Raw genomic sequence first — 20255 nt, 5'->3', positions numbered from 1 at the left:
GCCTTGGCTATGGCCTGTGTACAAGGCCGCCCGGCAAGGCTAGCACTGGTAAAATCCCCGTCAAATGGCTATGTCTCTTGACGAAATGGCCCTTTGGCCAGCCCGATTCCAGTCACCATCGGAACCCGAACATGAAAGCCGCCATCCTCGTCTTTCCCGGAATCAACCGTGAGCGCGACATGGCGCGCGCATTGAGGCTGATCTCGGGCCACGAGCCGGCGATGGTCTGGCATGCCGAGACCTCGCTGCCCGCAGGCACCGACCTCGTGGTGGTGCCCGGCGGCTTCTCCTATGGCGACTATCTGCGCTGCGGTGCGATCGCGGCCCGCGCGCCGGTGATGGACGCGGTGCGCGACTATGCGGCCAAGGGTGGCCTCGTGCTCGGCGTCTGCAACGGGTTTCAGATCCTCTGCGAGTCCGGCCTCCTGCCGGGCGTCCTGATGCGCAACGCGCGGCTGAAGTTCATCTGCCATGACGTGCATCTGCGCGTCGAGCGTTCCGACACGCCCTTCACCCGCGGCTACAATGCCGGGCAGGTGATCCGGGTGCCGGTCGCCCATGGCGAGGGCAATTACGAGGCGGACGAGGAGACCATCAAGCGGCTCGAAGGCGAGGGGCGGGTGCTCTATCGCTACTGCTCCGCCGACGGCGTTGTGGATGAGGCGCACAACATCAACGGCGCGGCACATTCGATCGCCGGCATCGTCAACGACAAGGGCAACGTGCTCGGGATGATGCCGCATCCGGAGAACCACGTCGAAGACATCATGGGCTGCACCGACGGCCGCGGCCTGTTTGCAGGTCTCGCCCAGCATCTGGAAAAGGCCGCGTGATTTCCTTCGTGCTGAAGCGTTCGCTCGCCGCGATCGCGGCGCTGTCGCTGGCGTCATTGTCGCTCGCAACCGGCGCCTTCGCACAGGACTTCCCCAAGCGTCCGATCACCATGATCGTGCCGTTCGCGGCCGGCGGCACCTCGGACGTGATCGCGCGCGCGGTGGCCGAGCAGATGGGCATCGCGCTCGGCCAGACCATCGTGATCGAGAACGTCGCAGGCGCCGGCGGCTCGACCGCGCTGGCGCGCGCCTCCCGCGCCGAGCCCGACGGCTACACCATCGCGATCGGCAATGCCGGCACCAATGCCGCGACCTACACGATCTATCCCAAGTTGCCGTTCACGCCTGAGTCCTTCGTGCCGATCGCCATGGTGGCGAAGACGTTCGGCATCGTCGCGCTGCGCAAGGATTTTCCGGCGAAGGATTTGAAAGAGTTCATCGCCTACGCCAAGGCCAATCCCGGCAAGATCAATCTCGGCCATGCCGGCGTCGGCTCCTCGAACTACCTGATCTGCAAGAGTTTCGTTACCGCCGCCGGGATCGACGCGACGCTGGTCGGCTATCGCGGCGCCGCGCCTGCGCTGACTGACGCGGTCGGCAGCCAGATCGATGGCGTCTGCGATGCCGCAGCCTCGGTCTCGCAATCGATCAACGAGAAGCTGGTGAAGGGCCTCGTGGTCGGCTCGACCGTGCGGCTCGCCACGCTGCCCGACCTGCCGACGTCGGCGGAAGCGGGCCTGCCTGAATTCGAGGCGCAGGGCTGGAATGGTCTGTTCGCGCCGAAAGGCACACCGCCGGCGATCATCGCCAAGCTGAACGCGGCCGCGCGCGCCGCCGTGGAGACCGACGCGGTCAAGAAGCGCTTTGCGGATTTGTCGACTGTCGCGCCCGATGCCGACGAGCATGCGCCGGAAGTGCTGCAGAAGCTGGTGACGCGCGACGTCGAGAAATACCGGAAAATGTTGGCGGACGACGCCAAGTGATTGCGGGGCCGCACCGCGGCTCCCTCCCTTCGTGAACCTCCATCGCGATCGAAGCGACTGATTGGTCGTCGCCGTCAAGGCGCGCGCTCCGGGTGCCGAATTTGTGCGGAGAAAGGCAACTCAAAGTTGTTTCGCCGCGATAGTTGTTGTATCCGGAATGCTTGCGCATCATCGTGCTCCGGATGTCACATGCCCGTTGCTCTCGTCGTTCTGTTGCTGGATATCACGCTGATCTATCACGCTTCGCGAACCGGGCGGTTGCGGCCGTGGGCCTTCATCATCCTGCTGGTGCCGATGATGGGCGCGATTGCCTATATTGCGGTGGAGCTCATCCCCGAATGGTTTTCAAGCCCCGGCGCGCGGCAGGCGCGCCAGCGCGTCGCCAACCGGCTCGATCCCGAGAAGCGCTATCGTGAGCTGTCCGATCGCCTGGCCGGTACCGATACCATCGCCAACCGCGCGGCGCTGGCCGAGGAGTGCCTGAATATCGGCCGGTTCAGCGAAGCGGAAGCGCATTATGACCACATTCTGAAGCTGCCGATGGGGCACGATCCCGCCTATGCGCTTCGCAAGGCCCAGGCGGAGTTTTCCGCAAAGCGCCCCGCTGACGCGCTCGCGACGCTGGATGATCTCCAGAAGCAATGGCCGGATTTCGACTCCGCCGACGCGCATCTGCTCTATGCCCGTGCGCTCGCCGAGGTCGGACGTCTCGACGAGGCGCTCGAGGAATATCACGCGCTCGCCGGCTACTTTCCCGGCGCCGAAGCGCGGGTGCGCTACGGGATGCTGCTGCAAACGGTCGGCCGCAGCGCCGAGGCACGCATGGTCTTCAACGAGCTTCTGATCCAGATGCGGCGAGCGCCGAAATATCTGCGCAAGGCGCAGGCGGAGTGGCTGTCGATTGCGGAGAAGCAGCTGTCGACTTGAGCAGCGGCGGTGGGTTGAATCACCCCAGTGGCTACGGGTTCGCTAACCTCTCCCGCTTGCGGGAGTCTAGAGCTTCGGTTCTGATTCAATCAGAACCGAAGCTCTAGCCCAGCTTGAGCCGCTCCGCCGGCACCGTCATCGCCGCGACGCCCGCCATCACCAGCAGCAGGCCGAGTGCGAGGTTCGACGGTACGCTCTCACCGAGCAGGACCACCGACAGCCCCACGCCGATCGGAATGCGCAAGTACCCTTGCGCATTCGTGGTCAGCGTGCCGAGCCGGCTGAGGCAGACATAGAACAGCATCAAGCCGAATGCGCTCGAGACGATGCCCATGACGATGGTGGCGACGATCGCTTCGAGCGTCGGCTGCAGCGTCCAGGGCTGGTCGATGATCAGCGCCGGCGGCAGCAGCACGAGGCCGCCGAACAGCACCGAGCCCGCCGCCACCACCATCGGATCATAGTCGGACAGGCGCAGGCCGAAGATGCTCGCACAGGCAAACGAGATGGTGGCGAGCAGGATCGCGATCTCCGCCACGATCTCGCTCCCGAGGCCGCGTATCGCGTCGAGGCCGACGATGACGACGGTCCCGGCAAGGCCGAGGATCGCGCCAGCCAGCTTCAACAGCGTCGCCGGCTCGTGCCGCGTGATCAGCGAGGTGATCAGGAAGGCGAAGATCGGCGTCGTCGAGGCCAGCACCACCGTGTTCGACGCCGGTACATATTGCTGCGACCATGTGATGACCAGAAACGGAAAGGTGGAGTTGATGAGCTGCTGGCTCGCGAACAGCTTCCAGGCTTTCGCGTCGGTCGGGACCTTGATGCCGCGCATCCACAGGATCGCGAACAGGAAGGCGGCGGCGATCAGCGAGCGTACCGAGATGAAGGTGATCGGCGGGATGGTGGGAAGCGCCAGCTTCGTCAGCGGATAGGTCGAGCTCCAGCAGAACGCGAGCGCGAGCAGCAGCGCATAGTCGCGCCAGTTGCGCGCACCGTTGGCGATGGATGGCAACGGCGTTGCTGCGGACGCCGTCGAGCGACCCGCCTCCGATGTGCTCTGCGGCACCTTGTTCCTGCTCCCCGGCGCGATCGCGCTTGCCGGGAAGTCTGGGCGAGGGCGCGCGAAAAGGGAAGGCGCCGAGCTATGCGTTTGGCTGAGGGAGCGCCTTCCGCTTCATCCGCTTGATCGTGCCGGAAAAGGTGAGCAGCACGCGCTCGCCGGACGTCATCTTGCCGCGCAGGAAGATCAGCGAACCGCCGGCGCGGGTGACCTCGCCGCTGCACTCGATCAGCTCCCCCTCGCGTGCCGCGTCGAGGAATTCGCAGGCGAAATTGGTCGTCACCGCCCGGCTGTCGAGGACGTGGGTGGCGATCGCAAACAGGGAGTAGTCGGCAAAGGCCATGTAGCAGCCGCCATGGACGTTCCCGGAGCCGTTGAGGTGCTTCTTCTCGACCCGGAATGCGCTGCGGACGTTGCCGTCGGCCTCGATCCGGTGCCAGAAGGGGCCGACATGGGCTTCAAAACTGTCGCGAATCCAGGTCCGCCAGCCCACAAATTCGCCCTCGGTGGCGACGTGGAGGTCAGGGCGGCGGGGCGGGGGCGCTTTGGTCAATTCGTGCAAGGAAATGGGCCTTCAATTGCGGGTCTTTAGCCCTTAAATCCGATCCGTCCGCGCCGTGCAATTCCTGTTCCCGCTGCCCCCGCCTGCAAAACGTGGGACAGCGGGAAAATGGGCCATAAAGGGCTTTTCGCGAGCCCCGGATGTTCCTAAGAACGGCCAAACCGCCGCCGAAAGCCCCTGAAGCCATGAAGAACGAACCCAAGATCACCCCCGAACTGGTTGCCGCCCACGGGCTCAAGCCCGACGAATACGAGCGCATCCTGAAGCTGATCGGGCGGGAGCCGACCTTCACCGAGCTCGGCATCTTCTCGGCGATGTGGAACGAGCACTGCTCGTACAAATCCTCGCGCATCCATCTCAAGGGCCTGCCGACCAAGGCGCCCTGGGTGATCCAGGGGCCCGGCGAGAATGCCGGCGTGATCGACATCGGCGACGGCCAGGCCGTGGTCTTCAAGATGGAGAGCCACAACCACCCGAGCTACATCGAACCCTACCAGGGCGCGACCACCGGCGTCGGCGGCATTTTGCGCGACGTCTTCACCATGGGCGCGCGCCCCATCGCCTGCCTGAACGCGCTGAGCTTTGGCGCGCCCGAGCATGCCAAGACCCGGCATCTGGTCTCCGGCGTCGTTGCCGGCGTCGGCGGCTACGGCAATTCCTTCGGCGTGCCGACCGTCGGCGGTCAGGTTCGCTTCCACACCCGCTATGACGGCAACATCCTGGTCAACGCCATGGCGGTCGGCCTCGCCGATGCCGACAAGATCTTCTACGCGGCCGCCTCCGGCGTGAACATGCCGATCGTCTATCTCGGCTCCAAGACGGGCCGCGACGGCATCCACGGCGCCTCGATGGCCTCGGCCGAGTTCGACGACAAGTCCGAGGAGAAGCGCCCGACCGTGCAGGTCGGCGATCCCTTCGCCGAAAAACTGCTGCTGGAGGCGTGCCTCGAGATCATGGAGAAGGGCTGCGTCATCGCGATCCAGGACATGGGCGCGGCAGGGCTCACCTGTTCGGCAGTCGAGATGGGCGCCAAGGGCGACCTCGGCGTCGACCTCGATCTCGACGCGGTGCCGACCCGCGAGACCGGCATGAGCGCCTACGAGATGATGCTCTCTGAGAGCCAGGAGCGCATGCTCATGGTGCTCAAGCCCGAGAAGGAGAAGGAAGCCGAGGCGATCTTCAAGAAGTGGGGCCTCGACTTCGCCGTGGTCGGCTACACCACCCCGAGCAAGCGTTTCGTGGTCAAGCATGGCGGCGACGTCATGGCCGATCTGCCGATCAAGGAGCTCGGCGACGAGGCGCCGCTCTACGACCGCCCGCACGTTCCCTCCGCCGCTCTGCCGGTCGTGCACGCCCGCGACGTGCCGGCGCCGATGGCGCTCGGTGCCGCGCTGGAGAAGCTGATCGGCACGCCCGACATGTGCAGCAAGCGCTGGGTCTGGGAGCAGTACGACCACGTCATCTTGGGCAATACCATGCAGCGTCCGGGCGGCGATGCCGCCGTGGTGCGCGTCGAGGACGGGCCGAAAGGCCTCGCGCTGACCGTCGACGTCACGCCGCGCTATTGCGAGGCGGACCCGTTCGAAGGTGGCAAGCAGGCGGTGGCGGAAGCCTGGCGCAACATCACGGCCGTCGGCGGCAAGCCGCTCGCGATCACCGACAATCTCAATTTCGGCAACCCTGAGCGGCCCGAGATCATGGGCCAGTTCGTCGGCTGCCTGAAGGGCATCTCGGAAGCCTGCCGCACGCTCGACTTCCCGGTCGTCTCCGGCAACGTCTCGCTCTACAACGAGACCAACGGCCGCGCGATCCTCCCGACGCCCTCGATCGGCGGCGTCGGCCTGCTCGACGATTTCACCAAGTCGGCGTCGCTCGCCTTCAAGGCCGAGGGCGAGGCGATCCTGCTGATCGGCGAGACCCATGGCTGGCTCGGCCAGTCGGTTTATTTGCGCGACATCTGCGGCCGTGAGGAAGGCGCGCCGCCGCCGGTCGATCTCGCTGCCGAGAAGCGCAACGGCGATTGCGTGCGCGGCATGATCCATGCGGGCACCGCGACCGCCGTGCACGACCTCTCCGACGGCGGCCTCCTGATCGCGCTTGCCGAGATGGCGATGGCGAGCGGCATCGGGGCCAAGCTGCTGGCGGCGCCGACCTCACTGGTCTCGCAGGCCTATTGGTTCGGCGAGGACCAGGCGCGTTATCTCGTCACCGTGCCCGAAACTGAAGCCGGCCGCGTGCTGGCCAAGATGCGCGGCTGCGAGGTGCCCTGCGTGCGCATCGGCACCACCGGCGGTGATGCCATTGCGATCGCGGGTGAAGCGCCCGTCACGATCGATGCCCTGCGCGCCTCGTTCGAGCGCTGGCTGCCGGAATATATGGGCGGCAAGGCGGCCTGAGGCGCTACTTTCCTAAGCTCGTTGGCTCCCTGCGATTTCTTCGTTGCTACAAGCTCAACCGTCATCCTGAGGTGCGCGCTCTTGCGCGCCTCGAAGGATGGGCTGCAAGCGCCCGTGGTCCATCCTTCGAGGCTTCACCTTGCGATGCAATGCATCGCAAGGTTCGCACCTCAGGATGACGGCGGAGAGTGTGGCAGGCGCCGTAGCTGGAGCCTCACAACACGTGCGACGCGCCCGGAATCTTCCGCAATGCCGCCGTCAGGCCCCAGCTCAAAATCACCGTGAGCACGAAGCCGATAGCGGCCTTCACGATCGCCGTCAGGCTGTAGTCGAACAGCACGTACTGGATCCACAGCGCGATCGGGTAGTGCACCAGGAAGATGCCATAGGCATCCGCCTGCATGCGGTCGAGCAGGGTCGGGCCCGGCGCCTTCGAATGCAGGAAGAAGGCGAGGATCGCGAGCAGGATCGAGGCCGAGAACAGCACGAAGAACGTGCCGTAGAACAAATGGTACCAGTATGGCAGGTGATCGGGATTACCCAGGATCTCGCGCTTGATGTAGATCATGCACCACATCAGGCTGTACGGGACCAGCGTGACGATCACCCATGACCAGCGGCTCTTGGGCAATTGGCCGTCAGCGCCGAGAATACCGCGATCGAAATTCGCCGCACCGACGCTGGCGCCGATGAAGAAATAGCTGAAATAGAGCAGAATGCGGCTCGCCTGCACCGAGAACGGTCCGAACTCGAACCATTTGTTGGTCCCGAAATAGAGCAGCGCCGGCAGATAGACGATGACGCTGACGGCGACGAGCATCAACCAGAACAAGACGGGCTGCTCGAATCCGCGCAGCGAAACGCGGTTGCCGGGATCGACCAGATGCGCCGAGACGCGGTAGAGCAGGCTCGCGGTCAGGTCGAAGGCCAGCAGCACCCACACGAACCAGATCGGGCCGCTCGGCCACGGGCCCGCCGTCACCGTCTTCCACCAGAACGCAGCGAAGGTCAGCTCGGGCTCGGCCCGCAGCGCGATGGCGTAATAGGCGAGCGGAATCAAGGTGAGGGCCGCGACCGCGAACGGCAGCCCAAGCCGCAATAGGCGGTCGCGCAGGAACACCGAGGGCGCCTTGCGCGCGATGCCGGGCCAGGTGAACAGGCCGGACAAGAAGAAGAACATCGCCATGAAGAAGCTGTCGGTGGCGAGCACGATCATGTCGAAACCGGCAAAGGAGGCCGGGTCGGTGTGACCGAAATGGGTATAGGGGATCACCGCGTGATGCAGCAGCACCACCAGCGTCAGGAAGGTGCGGGCGCGATCGAGCGAGAGGTTGCGCGATTTGCTCGCTGGCGCGGCATGCGCTTCCGCGCCGATCGTCGCTGAATGTGACATCGTGGTCATGGCCGCCCCGCGCTCTCGCTACCGGGCGCGACTGTGCCGCCGGGAACCGGATTCAGCAAGTCTAGAGCATTTTCGGTTCTGATTGAATCAGAACCGAAGCTCTAGGTGCTTGTTTTGACGCATTTTCTTCACGCGAACCGGTGTCCACTTCGCTCGAAAACGCTCTAGTCTCTTTTGAGCTGGTCTTCAGGCCAGGCAGGACTAGGAACCAGTTCCACGCAGCGAAGTTAGCGCTTGCGAAAAGGGCGCGTAGGGCCGCAGGCGAGCGGCACCGATTGGAGCTGGCGATGACGATCCTGAAATGGGCGCTGATCTTCCTGCTGATCTCGATCGTGGCCGGCGTGCTCGGCTTCACCGGCATCTCGGCCGCCTCCGCCGATATCGCCCGCTTCCTGTTCTACGTCTTCGTGGTGATTTTCCTGGTGTTGTTGATACTCGGACTCACGATCTTCAGGGCGTAGCGGGGCTGCGTTGTCATTCCGGGATGGTGCGCAAGCACCAGACCCGGAATCTCGAGATTCCGAGTTCGATGCTTCGCATCGCCCCGGAATGACAACATCCAGAGCTACCCCACTTCCTCGATCTTCACCTTGTCCGGATAGAAGGCGAGATGGCCGGAAATTTCGGTCATCGCGGGGAAGGGCGTCTCGTAGGTCCAGATCGCGTTGTCCAGCGTCCTGCCATCGGCCTTGACGCTGTAATAGTTGGCGTCGCCCTTGTAGGGGCAATGGGTGGTGCGCTCGGTGCGCTCCAAGAGGGCCATGTTGGTGTCCTCCCGCGGCACATATTGCACTGCCGGATATTTGGCCTCTTTCAAGGTCAGCGCCTTGCTGGTCTCGGCGATCACGATGTCGCCCGCTGTGACGCGGACGCGCCTCGGGTTCTGGGTGATGGTGATGGGGTGGTCCGGCCCTGGAAGCTTCATGATTTCACGCCTTTTCGATCGATCTGCCGCGCGCGGCACTTTGTCGTGCCTTTATCCTGATGGGATCAGGGATATAGTGCCTGAAGGCGTGACGTAGAAGGCCGTTCACGCTAAGTTTGCGTGCGCCGGCCCGGGGACCCCGGCAAACGATTCGACGATGAGATTAGGAGCTAGACCCGAATGCCCATGGACGCCCACGATATCGAGGCGATGATCAAGGCGGCGATCCCCGATGCCGAGGTGACCATCCGTGACCTCGCCGGTGACGGCGATCACTATGCCGCGACCGTGATCTCGGAATCCTTCCGCGGCAAGTCCCGCGTCCAGCAGCACCAGATCGTCTATCAGTCCCTGCGCGGCCAGATGGGCGGCGTCCTGCACGCGCTGGCGCTGCAGACCGGGGTGCCCGGATCCTGAAGGGATTGCACCTGACCTGACCTGCGCCAGGGGGGACCATGATGGCTGCGGACAATCCGCGCGGCGCGTTGTTTCGCGTCATCACGCCGGACCAGCACAGCCGCGTCACCAATGTAGAGCTGTTCTTCGACCTCGTCTTCGTCTTTGCGGTGACGCAGGTCTCGCACACGCTGCTGCACCATTTTACGCCGCTCGGTGCCGTGCATGTCACGATGCTGTTCCTCGCGCTATGGTGGGTGTGGGTCTACACCGCCTGGGTCACCAACTGGCTCAATCCCGAGCTGACGCCGGTTCGCATCCTGCTCTTCCTGATGATGCTGGGCGGCCTCGTGCTGTCGACGACGATTCCGACCGCATTCGAGGGGCGGGGCCTGTGGTTCGCGATCGCCTACGCGACCATGCAAGTCGGACGCACCGCGTTCTGGCTGTTGGCAACGCCGGCGCACCGGACGGCGGTGCGGCACAATGCGATCCGCATCCTGGTCTGGCTCTCCGTGTCCGCGGTGTTCTGGATTCTCGGAGGCCTCGCTCATGACGATGCGCGGCTGTGGTTCTGGATCGCGGCGCTGACGATCGAATACATCTCGCCCGCGGTGCGCTTCTGGGTGCCCAAGCTCGGTTTCTCCTCGATCGAGGCCTGGGCGGTCGAGGGCGGCCACATGGCCGAGCGCTGCTCGCTCTTCGTCATCATCGCACTCGGCGAAGCCGTCGTCGTCAACGGAGCGACCTTTGCCGAGCTGGAATGGACCGCGAGCAATATCCTCGCCTTCGTCTCGGCGCTGGTCGGTAGCATCGCGATGTGGTGGGTCTATTTTCACAAGGGCGCGGAAGCCGGCGCCGAACGGATCTCGAAGTCCACTGAATCGGGTCGTCTGGCGCGGCTCGCCTACACCTATCTGCACCTGCCGATCGTCGCCGGCATCATCCTGACCGCGGTGTCGGACGAGCTGGTGCTGAAGCACCCGAGCGGCCATTCCGACATCCGCACCATCGTCAGCACGATCGGCGGGCCGATTTTGTTCCTGGTCGGCACCATCCTGTTCAAACACTCGGTGCGCGGCTTCCTCCAGCTCTCGCACGGCATCGGTATCATCGCGCTCGCGGTGCTGTGCTGGTTCGCGCCGGACTTGTCGCCGCTCTGGCTGTCGGTGGCGACGAGCGCGATCATGGTCGTGGTTGCGGTGTGGGAATCGGTGTCGCTGGGATCGAAGGGCGAAGAGGCCGAGGCTCACTGAGCCCTGGAGCGCCTGAGCAGGCGCCTCGTCCTTCGAGACGACCGCGGAGCCTGTCATCGGGCCGCGCTTGGCGCGGACCCGGTGGCGGTCTCCTCAGGATGAGGCTGGTGAGCGGCGGCGCCCATTGAACCTGCTGCCACACACTCTGCCCTCATCCTGAGGAGCCCGCCAAAGGCGGGCGTCCCGAAGGATGCGCCACAGCGATGGTGCGGAGTCCTACTCCGCCACTTCCAGCGCGTGGACCGAGAACATCTTCGCCGCGTCCGTCCAGCTCTCGTGCACACGCCAACCCGCGCCCTGCGCCAGCGCGGAAAAACGCTCGATGCTGTATTTGTAGCTGTTCTCGGTGTGGATGCTCTCGCCCGGGCGGAACGAGAAGCTGGTGCCGAGCAGGCGCACGCTCTGGCTCTTCTTGCTGATCAGGTGCATCTCGATGCGGTGCCGCTCGCGATTGTAGATCGCGCGATGGGTGAAGGCGGAGAGATCGAAATTGCCGCCGAGCTCGCGGTTGATGCGCACGAGAACGTTGAGGTTGAAGCGCGCGGTGACGCCGGCGGCGTCGTTATAGGCATCGAACAGCACGCGCTCGTCTTTTTCGAGGTCGGCGCCGATGATCATCTGCGCGCCGCGGCCGAGAATCGCGCGCGCGCTCTTCAGGAACGCCTGCGCTTCATGCGGCTCGAAATTGCCGATGGTCGATCCCGGGAAGAAGCCGACCTTGGGCATGGATGCCACCTGCTTGGGCAGCTCGAAGGGCGCGGTGAAGTCGGCGGCGACCGGGTAGATGCCGAGCGAGGGGAAATCCCGCTTGAGCCCGTTGGCCTGGGCCTTCAGGAAGTCGCCGGAGATGTCGACGGGCACATAGGCCGCGAATTTGCAGTGATTGAGCAGCAGGCGGACTTTTGTGGTCGCGCCGGCGCCGAACTCGACGAGTGCGGCGTGCTCGGGGATGATCCTTGCGATCTCGTTGCCGCGCTCCTTCAGGATCGCCAGCTCGGTCCGCGTCGGATAATATTCCGGCAGCTTCGTGATCGCCTCGAACAGCTCCGATCCCGTCGCGTCATAGAAATATTTCGGCGACAGCTTTTTCGGCTGCTGCGAGAGATCCTCGATCGCTTCGCGAGCGAAGGCGGTGGTCTGCTCGTCGGGAAGATGGGCTTCGGCTAAAGCGCTGGCGCGCACATTCATGATACTCTCCTGAACGCGCTGTCCGGCGCGTATTTGTCGTCGGAATTTTACTCGTAGGCGGCGAGCCGCAGTCCAGTGAACTGCCAGCGGTGGTGCGGATAGAAGAAGTTCCGATAAGTGATACGGCTGTGGCCTTCCGGAGTTGCAAGCGAGGAGCCGCGCAGCACCAGCTGGTTGACCATGAACTTGCCGTTGTACTCGCCGAGCGCGCCTTCGATGGCGCGGTAGCCGGGGTAGGGTGAGTAGGACGATCGCGTCCACTGCCAGACGATGCCGAAGGCGTCGTTGAGCTGGCCCGTGCGCGCGGCGACCTCCCATTCCATTTCGGTCGGCAGGTGCTTTCCGGCCCAGCGCGCGAAGGCGTCGGCCTCGTAATAGCTGATATGGCAAACCGGTGCGTCGGGATCGACCGGCTTGAGGCCGGCCAGCGTCATCACCTGCCACGCGCCATCGACCTCGCGCCAATAGCCGGGGGCCTGCCAGTCTTCCTTGCTGGCGGCGGCAAAGCCGTCCATCAGCCACAGCGTGGCGGCCCGGTAGCCGCCGTCGCGCATGAAGGCGAGCCACTCGCCGTTGGTGACGAGATTACGTGCGACCTTGACGGGGCCGACCAGGGCGCGATGCGCCGGCCTCTCGTTGTCGAAATGAAAGCCGTCATCGGCATGGCCGACCGTGTGGATGCCTTCGTTCAGCGTCAGCCAGTCCTCGCCGGCGCGCGTTGCGGGCGGAAAGCGCCAGTCCGGGTCGTAGGCCGGATAGACCGGATTCTGCGCGAAGGCGTGCAGGATGTCGGTGAACATCAATTCCTGATGCTGCTGCTCATGGTTGAGCCCGACCTCGACCAGCGGCGCGATCTCGCGCAGCTTGTCCGCGCCGGCCTCGCCGAAGAATTTGACGACAGCCGCATCGACATATCGGCGGTAGGCCCCGACCTGATCGGCGCTCGGACGGGTGATGTCGCCGCGATGATTGCGGGCATGGCGCGGGCCGGCGCTGACGTAATAGGAATTGAACAGGAATGCGAAATCGGGGTGGAAGGGCCGATAGCCAGCCGCGTGCTCACCGAGCAGGAATTGCTCCCAGAACCAGGTGGTATGGGCCCGATGCCATTTCGTCGGGCTCGCATCCGGCATGGACTGGATCTGCTGGTCCTCCGGCGATAGCGACGCGGCCCGGCGTTCGGTCTCGTCGCGGACGGCGACGAAGGCGTCCTGAAGCCTCTGGGCGAGGCCGCCCTGACCGGACGATGACGACAGCGGGGCGGTGGCCGTGGCGGAGGCTTGTTTCGTCACGTTTTTCTCCAGACAGGACAAGAGAACGTTGTTGGCGTTGCCCGGTTCCACAACCTGGGTTCGTCCTAGATAGGGGCTCCGTTACGGTATGAAAGTCCTCTTCAGCGATGATATTGATGTCATCAGCCTATGGACGAGGGTGGGGTCAGACCACCCGCAGGGGGCCTGTCGCCGCCATTTTACTTTGGATGCACAACGGTTTGGGCTACATATATAGGCAGGTATCGGGTTAAATCGGCTGAGCCGGCCCGAGATGATTGGTGAGGGCTCCGCCCCGGAAGGACATGGAAATGAGCATTGAGGAATTCATCGCCAACGAAGTGAAGTCGAACGATGTGGTTCTGTTCATGAAGGGCACGCCGCAATTTCCGCAGTGCGGCTTCTCCGGCCAGGTCGTCCAGATCCTCGATCATATCGGCGTCGGTTATAAGGGCCTCAACGTCCTCGAATCCGCCGAACTGCGCAACGGCATCAAGACCTTCTCCAACTGGCCGACCATTCCGCAGCTCTATGTGAAGGGCGAGTTCGTGGGCGGTTGCGACATCGTCCGCGAGATGTTCCAGGCCGGCGAATTGCAGCAGCTCTTCTCCGACAAGGGCGTCGTCGTCGCGGCCTGATGACGTGACCGTGCTGACGCGCCGGATTGGTGGCGCCGAGCTCGAGGTCATCGTCGCCGACATCACCACGCTGAGCGTTGACGCCATCGTCAACGCCGCCAACACGTCGCTCCTTGGCGGGGGCGGCGTCGATGGTGCGATCCATCGGGCCGCTGGGCCCGATCTGGTCGCCGAATGCCGCATGCTCCACGGCTGCAAAACGGGCGCCGCCAAGATCACCAAGGGCTACCGGCTCAAGGCCGCCCATGTGATCCACACCGTCGGGCCGGTCTGGAATGGCGGCTCGCTCGGCGAGGACGATCTGCTTGCCTCCTGCTATCGTCGCTCTATGGAGCTGTGCGGGAAGCACCAGCTGACCTCGGTGGCATTCCCTGCAGTTTCGACCGGCATCTTTCGTTTTCCCGCCGACCGGGCCGCTGACATCGCCGTGCGCACGACGATCGAAGGGCTGTCTGCCGCGCAATCCGTGACCCGTATCGTGTTTTGCTGCTTCGCCGAACCCAGCGCCAGGCTGCATGCCGAGGCGCTCGAGCGACACGGCGGCCCTTGTGCCTGATGACGCGGTCGTTACACTCCGCCGGACCATGTTCCGGGGAGGGGATATGATTTTACGCTCTGGACTGCGTGCGCTGGCCTGCGGTGCGCTTCTATCGCTCGGCGCGATGACGCTGGCGCGGGCGGAAGGCACCTATGAGATTCCGGCCGGCGCGCATTTCAATCAGGACAAGCTCGGCAAGATCAGCGAGTTCTTCAAGAACGAGGTCGCGACCGGCAAGATCGCCGGCGCAACCATCCTGATCCAGCAGCATAGCAAGCCGGTCTACCACGAAGCCTTCGGCGTGCAGGACGTGGTCAGCAAGGCGCCGATCACGGACAAGACAATCTTCCGCCTGTTCTCGATGAGCAAGGCGATCACTTCTGTCGTCGCGATGCAATTGATCGAAGACGGCAAGATCAAGCTGGATGATCCAGTCTCGAAATACATCCCGTCTTTCGCCAATGTGAAGGTCGGCGTCGAGAAGAAGGCCGAGGACGGCACCAAGTCGCTGGAGCTGGTGCCGCCGAGCCGGCCGATGACGGTGCACGACCTGATGACGCACACCTCGGGCATCACCTACGGCTTCTACGGCGACAGCCTGGTCCGCAAGGCCTATCGCGAAGCCAACATCTATGCCGGCGATTACGATCTCGCCGAGTTCGCCGAGCGCATCGCCAAGCTGCCCTTGCACAACCAGCCGGGCGCGCTCTGGCAATACGGCCATTCCACCGACGTCTTGGCGCGGGTGATGGAGGTTGCGGCCGGCAAACCGCTGATCGACATCATGCGCGAGAAGCTGCTCGATCCGCTCGGCATGGTCGACACCGGCTTCTTCGTCGCCGATCCCGAGAAGAAGAAGCTGGTGGCCCAGCCGGTGCCGAACGATGCCGATTTCCGCGTCGGCCGCATCAACGACCCGACGGTCCCCAAGAAGATCATGTTTGCCAGCGGCGGCATGGTCACGACCATGGCGGACTACAGGCTCTTTTCGCAGATGCTGCTCAATGGCGGCAGCCTCGACGGCAAGACCATCCTCAAGCCCGAGACGTTCAAGCTGATGACGACTGATCAAGTTGGGCCGGGCTCGGGCGTCGATCGCGACTATTTCTACTTCCCCGGCGACGGCTTCGGCTTCGGCCTCGGCTTCGCGGTCCGAACCGACCCCGGCAACGCCAAGCCGCCGCCGCCCGGCGATCTCGGCGAGCTGAAATGGGACGGCGCTTCCGGCTGCTATTTCGTGATCGATCCCAAGCAGGACATGTTCTTCGTGCTGCTGGAGCAGACCCCGACCGAGCGCCAGCGCGTCCAGCGGACACTGAAGCAGCTGGTTTATGAAGCCATGGAGAAGTGAGGCGCTCGCCCGCGCCGTCGTCGCGATCGCCTTTGCACTGCTGGTCGGCGCGGCGGGCCCCGCCCGCGCTGAAGCCCCCGTCATCCGCAGCTTCTCGACTGCGGGGCTCGCGCGGATCAGCGCTTTTCTTCGTGGCGAGGTCGCCGCCGGCAGGATTCCCGGCGCGGTCCTGCTGATCCAGCAGCACGGCAAGCCCGTGCTCTCCGAGACGTTCGGTCTGCGCGATACCAGGACGGCGCAGCCGATGACGGACGACACCATCTTTCGCCTCTATTCGATGTCGAAGCCGATCACCTCGGTCGCAGCGATGATGCTGGTGGACGATGGCAAGCTCGCGCTCGACGATGCTGTCGCGAAATACATTCCGGCTCTTGCCGACGTGAAGGTCGGCGTTGCGCAGGCCGATGGCGGGCTGGCACTCCGGCCGCTGGCGCGGCCGATCACGGTGCGCGACCTGCTCCGCCACACCTCGGGCATCACCTACGGATTCTATGGCGACAGTCCCGTGCGCAAGCTCTATGCGCAGGCCGGCCTGTTCGACGGCGATCCCGACAACGCGCAATTCGTCGCGCGGCTCGCGCGCCTGCCGCTGGCCGAACAGCCGGCGACGCTGTGGGACTATGGCCATTCCACCGACGTGCTCGGGCGTGTCATCGAGGTTGCCACGGGTCTGTCGCTCTATCGATTCGAGAAGGAGCGGCTGCTCGATCCCCTGGGAATGCGGGATACGGCGTTCTTCGTCGCCGACGATGCCAAGCGGCCGCTGATCGCCGAACCTTTGCCCGGCGACTGGTTCGATCGTCCCGTCGCCGGCATCAAGGAGGCGACCGCGCCGCGGCGCTGGGAATCCGGCGGCGCCGGTATGGTCGGCACCATTGGCGACTATGCACGCTTCGCGCAGATGCTGCTCAACGGCGGCGAGCTCGACGGCCGGCGCTATCTCAGGCGCCAGACGCTGACGTTGATGACATCCGACCAGATCGGCGAGGGGAGCGGCGTGCGCAAGGACCCCGAATTCTACTTCCCGGGGGCCGATAGCGGCTTCGGGCTCGGCTTCGCCGTGCGCAGGCGAGCCACGGCGTGGCTGCCGGCGGGCGAATATCGCTGGGACGGCGTTGGCGGCACCTTCTTCTTCATCGATCCCGCCGACGACATGTTCGTGATCTGCATGATGCAGTCGCCCTCGCAGCGTGGCCGCATCCAGGACGAGTTGAAGCGACTGGTCTACGCGGCGATGGGGCGCTGACTACGCCCCGCGCACGATCTCTCTGACGTATCCGATCGTCTCCTCGACCTGCGCCGCATTGACGTCGAGATGGGTGCAGGCGCGGATGCGGCCGTCCATCATCGCAAGCGTCACGCCGCGCTGGCGTAGCGCCGCGACCATCTTGTCGCCGGCAATGCCGGCGCCGTCGGGCTTGAAGAACACCAGATTGGTCTCGGGCTCCTGCACCTCGATGCCTGCCATCTGCGACAGCCCGCGAGCCAGCGCACGCGCATTGGCGTGGTCGTCGGCGAGGCGGTCGACGTGATGGTCGAGCGCGTAGATGCAGGCGGCGGCGCAGATGCCGGCCTGCCGCATCGAGCCGCCGAGGCGCTGCTTCCACTGCCAGACCGCGTCGATGAAGGCGCGCGAACCCGCCAGCACGCCGCCGATCGGTGCGCCCAGTCCTTTCGAGAAGTCGATCCAGGCCGAGTCCCAGCCCGCGGTCATGTCGCGCGGGGAGATGCCGCTGGCCACGGTGGCGTTGAGCAGGCGCGCGCCGTCCATGTGGGTGACGAGGCCGTGTTGTTTCGCGATCGCGACGATCTCGTCGAGCGCGGCCTTCTTCCAGATCGTCCCGCCGCCGATATTGGCGGTTTGCTCGACGCTGACGACGGTCTGCGGCGGCTGGTAGCGGGTGCGCGGATGCAGGGCTTTCCGGAACGTTTCCGGTGTGAACTGGCCGTCGGGACCCCTGAGCTGCGTCACCTGAAAACCGCCGATCGCAGCATGCGCGCCGCCTTCGCGGGCGATGATATGCGCGGTCTCGTGCGCCAAAATCTCGTCGCCGGGGCGGCAATGCACCAGCGTCGCGGTGACGTTGCACATGGTGCCCGAGGGCATGTAGACGGCGGCTTCCTTGCCAAGCAGATCCGCCACGCGCTCGCACAGCGCATTCACGGTCGGATCGTCGCCGACCTGCTCGTCGCCGACCTCCGCCCGCGCCATCGCCTCGCGCATTCCCGGCGTCGGCTTGGTCTGCGTATCCGAGAGCAGATTGATGCGCACCGGCGGCGCCTTGGGATCGATCGGGGGAGGCGTGTAGAGCATGCGACGGCTCCTAAGCATTGCGGCCACTGAAGTGTGGCTCTTAAGCAAAAAGGCCCCGGCGAACCGGGGCCTTTCGATATTCAGATCTTAGCGCGAATAGAATTCGACGACCAGATGGGGCTCCATCTGCACCGGGAACGGCACGTCGGAGAGGCCGGGGATGCGAATGTACTTCGCGGTCATCTTGCCGTGGTCGACTTCGAGGTAGTCGGGGGTGTCGCGCTCGGGGAGCTGGCTGGCTTCGAGGACGTGGGCGAGCTGCTTGGAGGCTTCCTTGACCTCGATCACGTCGCCGACCTTGAGCTGGTAGCTCGAGATGTTGACCTTGCGGCCGTTCACCTTGATGTGGCCGTGGTTGATGAACTGGCGGGCGGCGAAGATGGTGGAGACGAACTTGGCGCGATACACGACCGCGTCGAGACGACGCTCCAGAAGGCCGATCAGGTTCTCGCCGGTGTCACCCTTGAGGCGGCTGGCTTCCACGTAGATGCCGTGGAACTGACGCTCGCTGATGTTGGCGTAGTAGCCCTTCAGCTTCTGCTTGGCGCGCAGCTGCACGCCGAAGTCGGAGAGCTTGCCCTTGCGGCGCTGGCCGTGCTGGCCGGGGCCGTACTCGCGGCGGTTCACGGGGCTCTTCGGGCGACCCCAGATATTCTGGCCCATACGGCGATCGATCTTGTACTTCGCCTCACTGCGCTTAGTCATCGCGTCCTCTTCGGTTGCATGGTTTGAGGAAACGCGCCCTCCTGTGTGACGGGCCAAAGCCCGGCACCGACAGGTCCGATCCCCAAAGCTAGAGGGAGCCGACCACGGGTCGCGAAACGCTTCGCGGGCCGAAATCGGCCCGCGAGCAGGCGGCTTTTAGGGGAGTTTGGGGTTCGCTGTCAATGCGAATGGCCCGGAATCAGGTCCCGACGGCCCGGATCGGCTTTGGCCCAGCCGCCCGCAATTCGGCAGCGATTTCAGTGTTCAGGACCTGTTCCAGACGGGTGAGCACCCGGGCGATCGGGGCGGCGTCGGTGACCCGGTGATCCCAGCGGATCACGACATGGATGGTCTGGTCGCCCTCGACCACCCCATAGCTGACGATGAAGGGGCCCGGCGTGACCGGGTGGAGTTCGCCACCGCCATAGGCGGCCACCGAGCTCACCGCAAAGCTGCCGAACCAGTTGCCGCGCTGCCGGCCGAAATTGAGGCCAATCGCCCAGGACAGGCGCCGCAGCGGCCACGGCAGGCGGGTTGCCCGCATGATCTTGCGGAACATCGGGACGTCCTCGATCGGCGCCGTCTTGCCGCGCCGAATCTCGGCGTCGATCGCGGCCAGGGCCATGATCTCGGGGGCCGCGATTCGCTGTGGCAGGACGCATTCCTCGCCGTCCTCGACCCGGGCAATGGCCACCAGCGCGACGCTCTTGGGCAGCTCGTAGAGCGTGGGACGGGGCCATTTGGCATAGACGGTGCGCAGGATCGGCTCGTCCCTGGCGACGAGGGCGAAAGCCTTGACGAACATCGCCGCCCAGCCGGCCGGTGCGGCCGCCCCGGCGCGGGCCTCCAGCAGGGGGCGGATATGGAGCGAACGGGACAGCGACACGAACGGCACGTCCATCGACGCGCGCATGAGGTCGCAGATCAGGCGGCGCGGCAGCGAAATGGTTTTTGGCGTCCCGCGCATCGCTCTTTCGGTTCCCGCGAATCAAAATATGTGCAGCGAGAGGGAGTTCCCGCTCGCCGCCTGCTCTAGCACGAACCAACCCGCGGAGGGTCGGTCGGTTCGACGAATCAGGGGGCCGGCGAAGCCAGCGGCTTGGTCTTGTCGACGACGTAAACTCCGAGCACTTTCATGGCCTTGTCGCCGTGGGCCTTGGCGTCGTGCACCACGCCGGCCGGGATCTGGTAGGAATCGCCGGCTTTCAGGGTTTTCTCAGGCTGGCCATCGATGAGGAGATTGAGCTCGCCTTCGAGCACGTAGCCGGTCTCGATACCCGGATGGGTATGGCGTCCGGCGGCGCCGCCCGCCGGGACTTCCGCAATGGCGGTGATGGTATTATAGCCCTCCGGGAACTCGACCTTCTGAAGCGGGGTGCGTTTGATGCCGGGCTGCTGGGCGAAGGCGGCAAAGGCAAGTCCTGCAAAGGACAGAGCGAGCAAAGTCTTCTTGAGCATGGTTGTTTTCCTCCCGGGAACGACCCTAGCAGCGCGGCAGTTCCCGGCAAGG

21 protein-coding genes are annotated in these 20255 nt (G+C 64.7%); 11 read left to right on the top strand and 10 right to left on the bottom strand.

What is annotated here, in order from left to right; all coding sequences use genetic code 11:
- The first annotated feature begins 131 nt into the window (after window positions 1–131).
- The 3 genes from purQ (at window position 132) to UNPF46_RS19425 (ending at window position 2743) form a co-directional block, all read left to right on the top strand.
- A complete protein-coding gene (gene purQ, locus UNPF46_RS19435) occupies window positions 132–833 on the top strand; it encodes a phosphoribosylformylglycinamidine synthase subunit PurQ (protein ID WP_142251061.1) in 702 nt (233 codons plus the stop codon).
- Window positions 830–1816 carry a tripartite tricarboxylate transporter substrate binding protein BugD gene (locus tag UNPF46_RS19430; protein WP_100176668.1) on the top strand — a complete coding sequence of 329 codons (987 nt, stop codon included), beginning with the start codon at window positions 830–832 and terminating at the stop codon, window positions 1814–1816. The genes purQ and UNPF46_RS19430 overlap by 4 nt, the downstream gene beginning before the upstream one ends.
- 189 nt (window positions 1817–2005) lie before the next feature.
- The gene (locus UNPF46_RS19425; RefSeq protein ID WP_100176669.1) at window positions 2006–2743 is read left to right on the top strand and encodes a tetratricopeptide repeat protein; all 738 of its coding nucleotides are present in this window, start codon (window positions 2006–2008) and stop codon (window positions 2741–2743) included.
- A gap of 103 nt (window positions 2744–2846) precedes the next feature.
- Here the strand turns inward: UNPF46_RS19425 and UNPF46_RS19420 are convergent, their stop codons facing one another.
- Window positions 2847–3809 carry a DMT family transporter gene (locus UNPF46_RS19420; RefSeq protein WP_142251060.1) on the bottom strand — a complete coding sequence of 321 codons (963 nt, stop codon included), beginning with the start codon at window positions 3807–3809 and terminating at the stop codon, window positions 2847–2849.
- A 76-nt stretch (window positions 3810–3885) separates the two neighbouring features.
- Complete coding sequence (locus UNPF46_RS19415; protein ID WP_181770013.1) at window positions 3886–4365, bottom strand: PaaI family thioesterase; 480 nt, start codon at window positions 4363–4365, stop codon at window positions 3886–3888.
- Between the two features lie 185 nt (window positions 4366–4550).
- Here UNPF46_RS19415 and purL point away from each other — a divergent pair, with 185 nt between their 5' ends.
- Window positions 4551–6761 carry a phosphoribosylformylglycinamidine synthase subunit PurL gene (purL, locus tag UNPF46_RS19410; protein WP_142251092.1) on the top strand — a complete coding sequence of 737 codons (2211 nt, stop codon included), beginning with the start codon at window positions 4551–4553 and terminating at the stop codon, window positions 6759–6761.
- Between the two features lie 214 nt (window positions 6762–6975).
- On the opposite strand, the gene UNPF46_RS19405 is transcribed toward purL, so the two are convergent.
- Window positions 6976–8163, bottom strand: coding sequence for an acyltransferase family protein (locus UNPF46_RS19405; RefSeq protein WP_142251059.1), 1188 nt, complete (start codon window positions 8161–8163; stop codon window positions 6976–6978).
- A 287-nt stretch (window positions 8164–8450) separates the two neighbouring features.
- On the opposite strand from UNPF46_RS19405, the gene UNPF46_RS19395 reads away from it, so the two are divergent.
- A complete protein-coding gene (locus UNPF46_RS19395) occupies window positions 8451–8624 on the top strand; it encodes a DUF1328 domain-containing protein (protein ID WP_027548646.1) in 174 nt (57 codons plus the stop codon).
- Window positions 8625–8728: 104 nt separating this feature from the next.
- Here the strand turns inward: UNPF46_RS19395 and UNPF46_RS19390 are convergent, their stop codons facing one another.
- On the bottom strand, window positions 8729–9088 hold the full coding sequence (locus UNPF46_RS19390) for a DUF427 domain-containing protein (protein WP_100176673.1): 360 nt from the start codon (window positions 9086–9088) through the stop codon (window positions 8729–8731).
- Between the two features lie 180 nt (window positions 9089–9268).
- Between UNPF46_RS19390 and UNPF46_RS19385 the strand changes: the two genes are divergently transcribed.
- On the top strand, window positions 9269–9505 hold the full coding sequence (locus UNPF46_RS19385; RefSeq protein ID WP_027525381.1) for a BolA family protein: 237 nt from the start codon (window positions 9269–9271) through the stop codon (window positions 9503–9505).
- Between the two features lie 41 nt (window positions 9506–9546).
- A complete protein-coding gene (locus UNPF46_RS19380; RefSeq protein WP_181770018.1) occupies window positions 9547–10740 on the top strand; it encodes a low temperature requirement protein A in 1194 nt (397 codons plus the stop codon).
- 216 nt (window positions 10741–10956) lie between these two features.
- Here the strand turns inward: UNPF46_RS19380 and egtD are convergent, their stop codons facing one another.
- Both egtD and egtB read right to left on the bottom strand, forming a co-directional pair.
- Window positions 10957–11928, bottom strand: coding sequence for an L-histidine N(alpha)-methyltransferase (gene egtD, locus UNPF46_RS19375; RefSeq protein WP_181770012.1), 972 nt, complete (start codon window positions 11926–11928; stop codon window positions 10957–10959).
- Between the two features lie 47 nt (window positions 11929–11975).
- The gene (egtB, locus tag UNPF46_RS19370; RefSeq protein WP_181770011.1) at window positions 11976–13271 is read right to left on the bottom strand and encodes an ergothioneine biosynthesis protein EgtB; all 1296 of its coding nucleotides are present in this window, start codon (window positions 13269–13271) and stop codon (window positions 11976–11978) included.
- 239 nt (window positions 13272–13510) lie between these two features.
- Here egtB and grxD point away from each other — a divergent pair, with 239 nt between their 5' ends.
- From grxD to UNPF46_RS19350, 4 genes are read left to right on the top strand one after another with little or no spacing between them, the layout of a single operon-like run.
- Window positions 13511–13837: a Grx4 family monothiol glutaredoxin gene (gene grxD, locus UNPF46_RS19365; protein ID WP_174718880.1), complete on the top strand. Its 327-nt coding sequence runs from the start codon at window positions 13511–13513 to the stop codon at window positions 13835–13837.
- Between the two features lie 4 nt (window positions 13838–13841).
- Entirely contained in the window at window positions 13842–14393 is a 552-nt protein-coding gene (locus UNPF46_RS19360; protein WP_142251055.1) for an O-acetyl-ADP-ribose deacetylase, read from the top strand.
- A 46-nt stretch (window positions 14394–14439) separates the two neighbouring features.
- On the top strand, window positions 14440–15726 hold the full coding sequence (locus UNPF46_RS19355; RefSeq protein WP_181770010.1) for a serine hydrolase domain-containing protein: 1287 nt from the start codon (window positions 14440–14442) through the stop codon (window positions 15724–15726).
- Complete coding sequence (locus tag UNPF46_RS19350) at window positions 15707–16972, top strand: serine hydrolase domain-containing protein (protein WP_100176678.1); 1266 nt, start codon at window positions 15707–15709, stop codon at window positions 16970–16972. Before UNPF46_RS19355 ends, UNPF46_RS19350 begins: the two co-directional genes overlap by 20 nt.
- Here the strand turns inward: UNPF46_RS19350 and UNPF46_RS19345 are convergent, their stop codons facing one another.
- The 4 genes from UNPF46_RS19345 to UNPF46_RS19330 form a co-directional block, all read right to left on the bottom strand.
- Window positions 16973–18040, bottom strand: a complete 1068-nt coding sequence (locus UNPF46_RS19345; RefSeq protein ID WP_142251053.1) for a threonine aldolase family protein — start codon at window positions 18038–18040, stop codon at window positions 16973–16975.
- Window positions 18041–18127: 87 nt separating this feature from the next.
- Entirely contained in the window at window positions 18128–18745 is a 618-nt protein-coding gene (rpsD, locus tag UNPF46_RS19340) for a 30S ribosomal protein S4 (protein ID WP_027548656.1), read from the bottom strand.
- 199 nt (window positions 18746–18944) lie between these two features.
- Window positions 18945–19712: a 2-oxo acid dehydrogenase subunit E2 gene (locus UNPF46_RS19335; protein ID WP_142251052.1), complete on the bottom strand. Its 768-nt coding sequence runs from the start codon at window positions 19710–19712 to the stop codon at window positions 18945–18947.
- Between the two features lie 107 nt (window positions 19713–19819).
- On the bottom strand, window positions 19820–20203 hold the full coding sequence (locus tag UNPF46_RS19330) for a cupin domain-containing protein (protein WP_100176681.1): 384 nt from the start codon (window positions 20201–20203) through the stop codon (window positions 19820–19822).
- Window positions 20204–20255 lie beyond the last annotated feature (52 nt).

Origin of the sequence: Bradyrhizobium sp. UNPF46, from assembly GCF_006658625.1 — a bacterium.
GTDB lineage: Bacteria > Pseudomonadota > Alphaproteobacteria > Rhizobiales > Xanthobacteraceae > Bradyrhizobium > Bradyrhizobium nitroreducens.
Note: the sequence above shows the minus strand (reverse complement) of the source record. Positions and strands in the feature narration are given on the sequence as shown.

What these genes read in the sequence shown, in the direction of transcription:
- purL (WP_142251092.1), top strand. Translation starts at nt 4,551, where the DNA reads ATGAAGAACGAACCCAAGATCACCCCCGAACTGGTTGCCGCCCACGGG.
- UNPF46_RS19405 (WP_142251059.1), bottom strand. Translation starts at nt 8,163, where the DNA reads ATGACCACGATGTCACATTCAGCGACGATCGGCGCGGAAGCGCATGCC.
- UNPF46_RS19355 (WP_181770010.1), top strand. Translation starts at nt 14,440, where the DNA reads ATGATTTTACGCTCTGGACTGCGTGCGCTGGCCTGCGGTGCGCTTCTA.
- UNPF46_RS19385 (WP_027525381.1), top strand. Translation starts at nt 9,269, where the DNA reads ATGCCCATGGACGCCCACGATATCGAGGCGATGATCAAGGCGGCGATC.
- UNPF46_RS19345 (WP_142251053.1), bottom strand. Translation starts at nt 18,040, where the DNA reads ATGCTCTACACGCCTCCCCCGATCGATCCCAAGGCGCCGCCGGTGCGC.
- UNPF46_RS19380 (WP_181770018.1), top strand. Translation starts at nt 9,547, where the DNA reads ATGGCTGCGGACAATCCGCGCGGCGCGTTGTTTCGCGTCATCACGCCG.
- UNPF46_RS19390 (WP_100176673.1), bottom strand. Translation starts at nt 9,088, where the DNA reads ATGAAGCTTCCAGGGCCGGACCACCCCATCACCATCACCCAGAACCCG.
- UNPF46_RS19335 (WP_142251052.1), bottom strand. Translation starts at nt 19,712, where the DNA reads ATGCGCGGGACGCCAAAAACCATTTCGCTGCCGCGCCGCCTGATCTGC.
- UNPF46_RS19395 (WP_027548646.1), top strand. Translation starts at nt 8,451, where the DNA reads ATGACGATCCTGAAATGGGCGCTGATCTTCCTGCTGATCTCGATCGTG.
- UNPF46_RS19350 (WP_100176678.1), top strand. Translation starts at nt 15,707, where the DNA reads ATGAAGCCATGGAGAAGTGAGGCGCTCGCCCGCGCCGTCGTCGCGATC.
- grxD (WP_174718880.1), top strand. Translation starts at nt 13,511, where the DNA reads ATGAGCATTGAGGAATTCATCGCCAACGAAGTGAAGTCGAACGATGTG.
- UNPF46_RS19425 (WP_100176669.1), top strand. Translation starts at nt 2,006, where the DNA reads ATGCCCGTTGCTCTCGTCGTTCTGTTGCTGGATATCACGCTGATCTAT.
- purQ (WP_142251061.1), top strand. Translation starts at nt 132, where the DNA reads ATGAAAGCCGCCATCCTCGTCTTTCCCGGAATCAACCGTGAGCGCGAC.
- rpsD (WP_027548656.1), bottom strand. Translation starts at nt 18,745, where the DNA reads ATGACTAAGCGCAGTGAGGCGAAGTACAAGATCGATCGCCGTATGGGC.
- UNPF46_RS19330 (WP_100176681.1), bottom strand. Translation starts at nt 20,203, where the DNA reads ATGCTCAAGAAGACTTTGCTCGCTCTGTCCTTTGCAGGACTTGCCTTT.
- egtD (WP_181770012.1), bottom strand. Translation starts at nt 11,928, where the DNA reads ATGAATGTGCGCGCCAGCGCTTTAGCCGAAGCCCATCTTCCCGACGAG.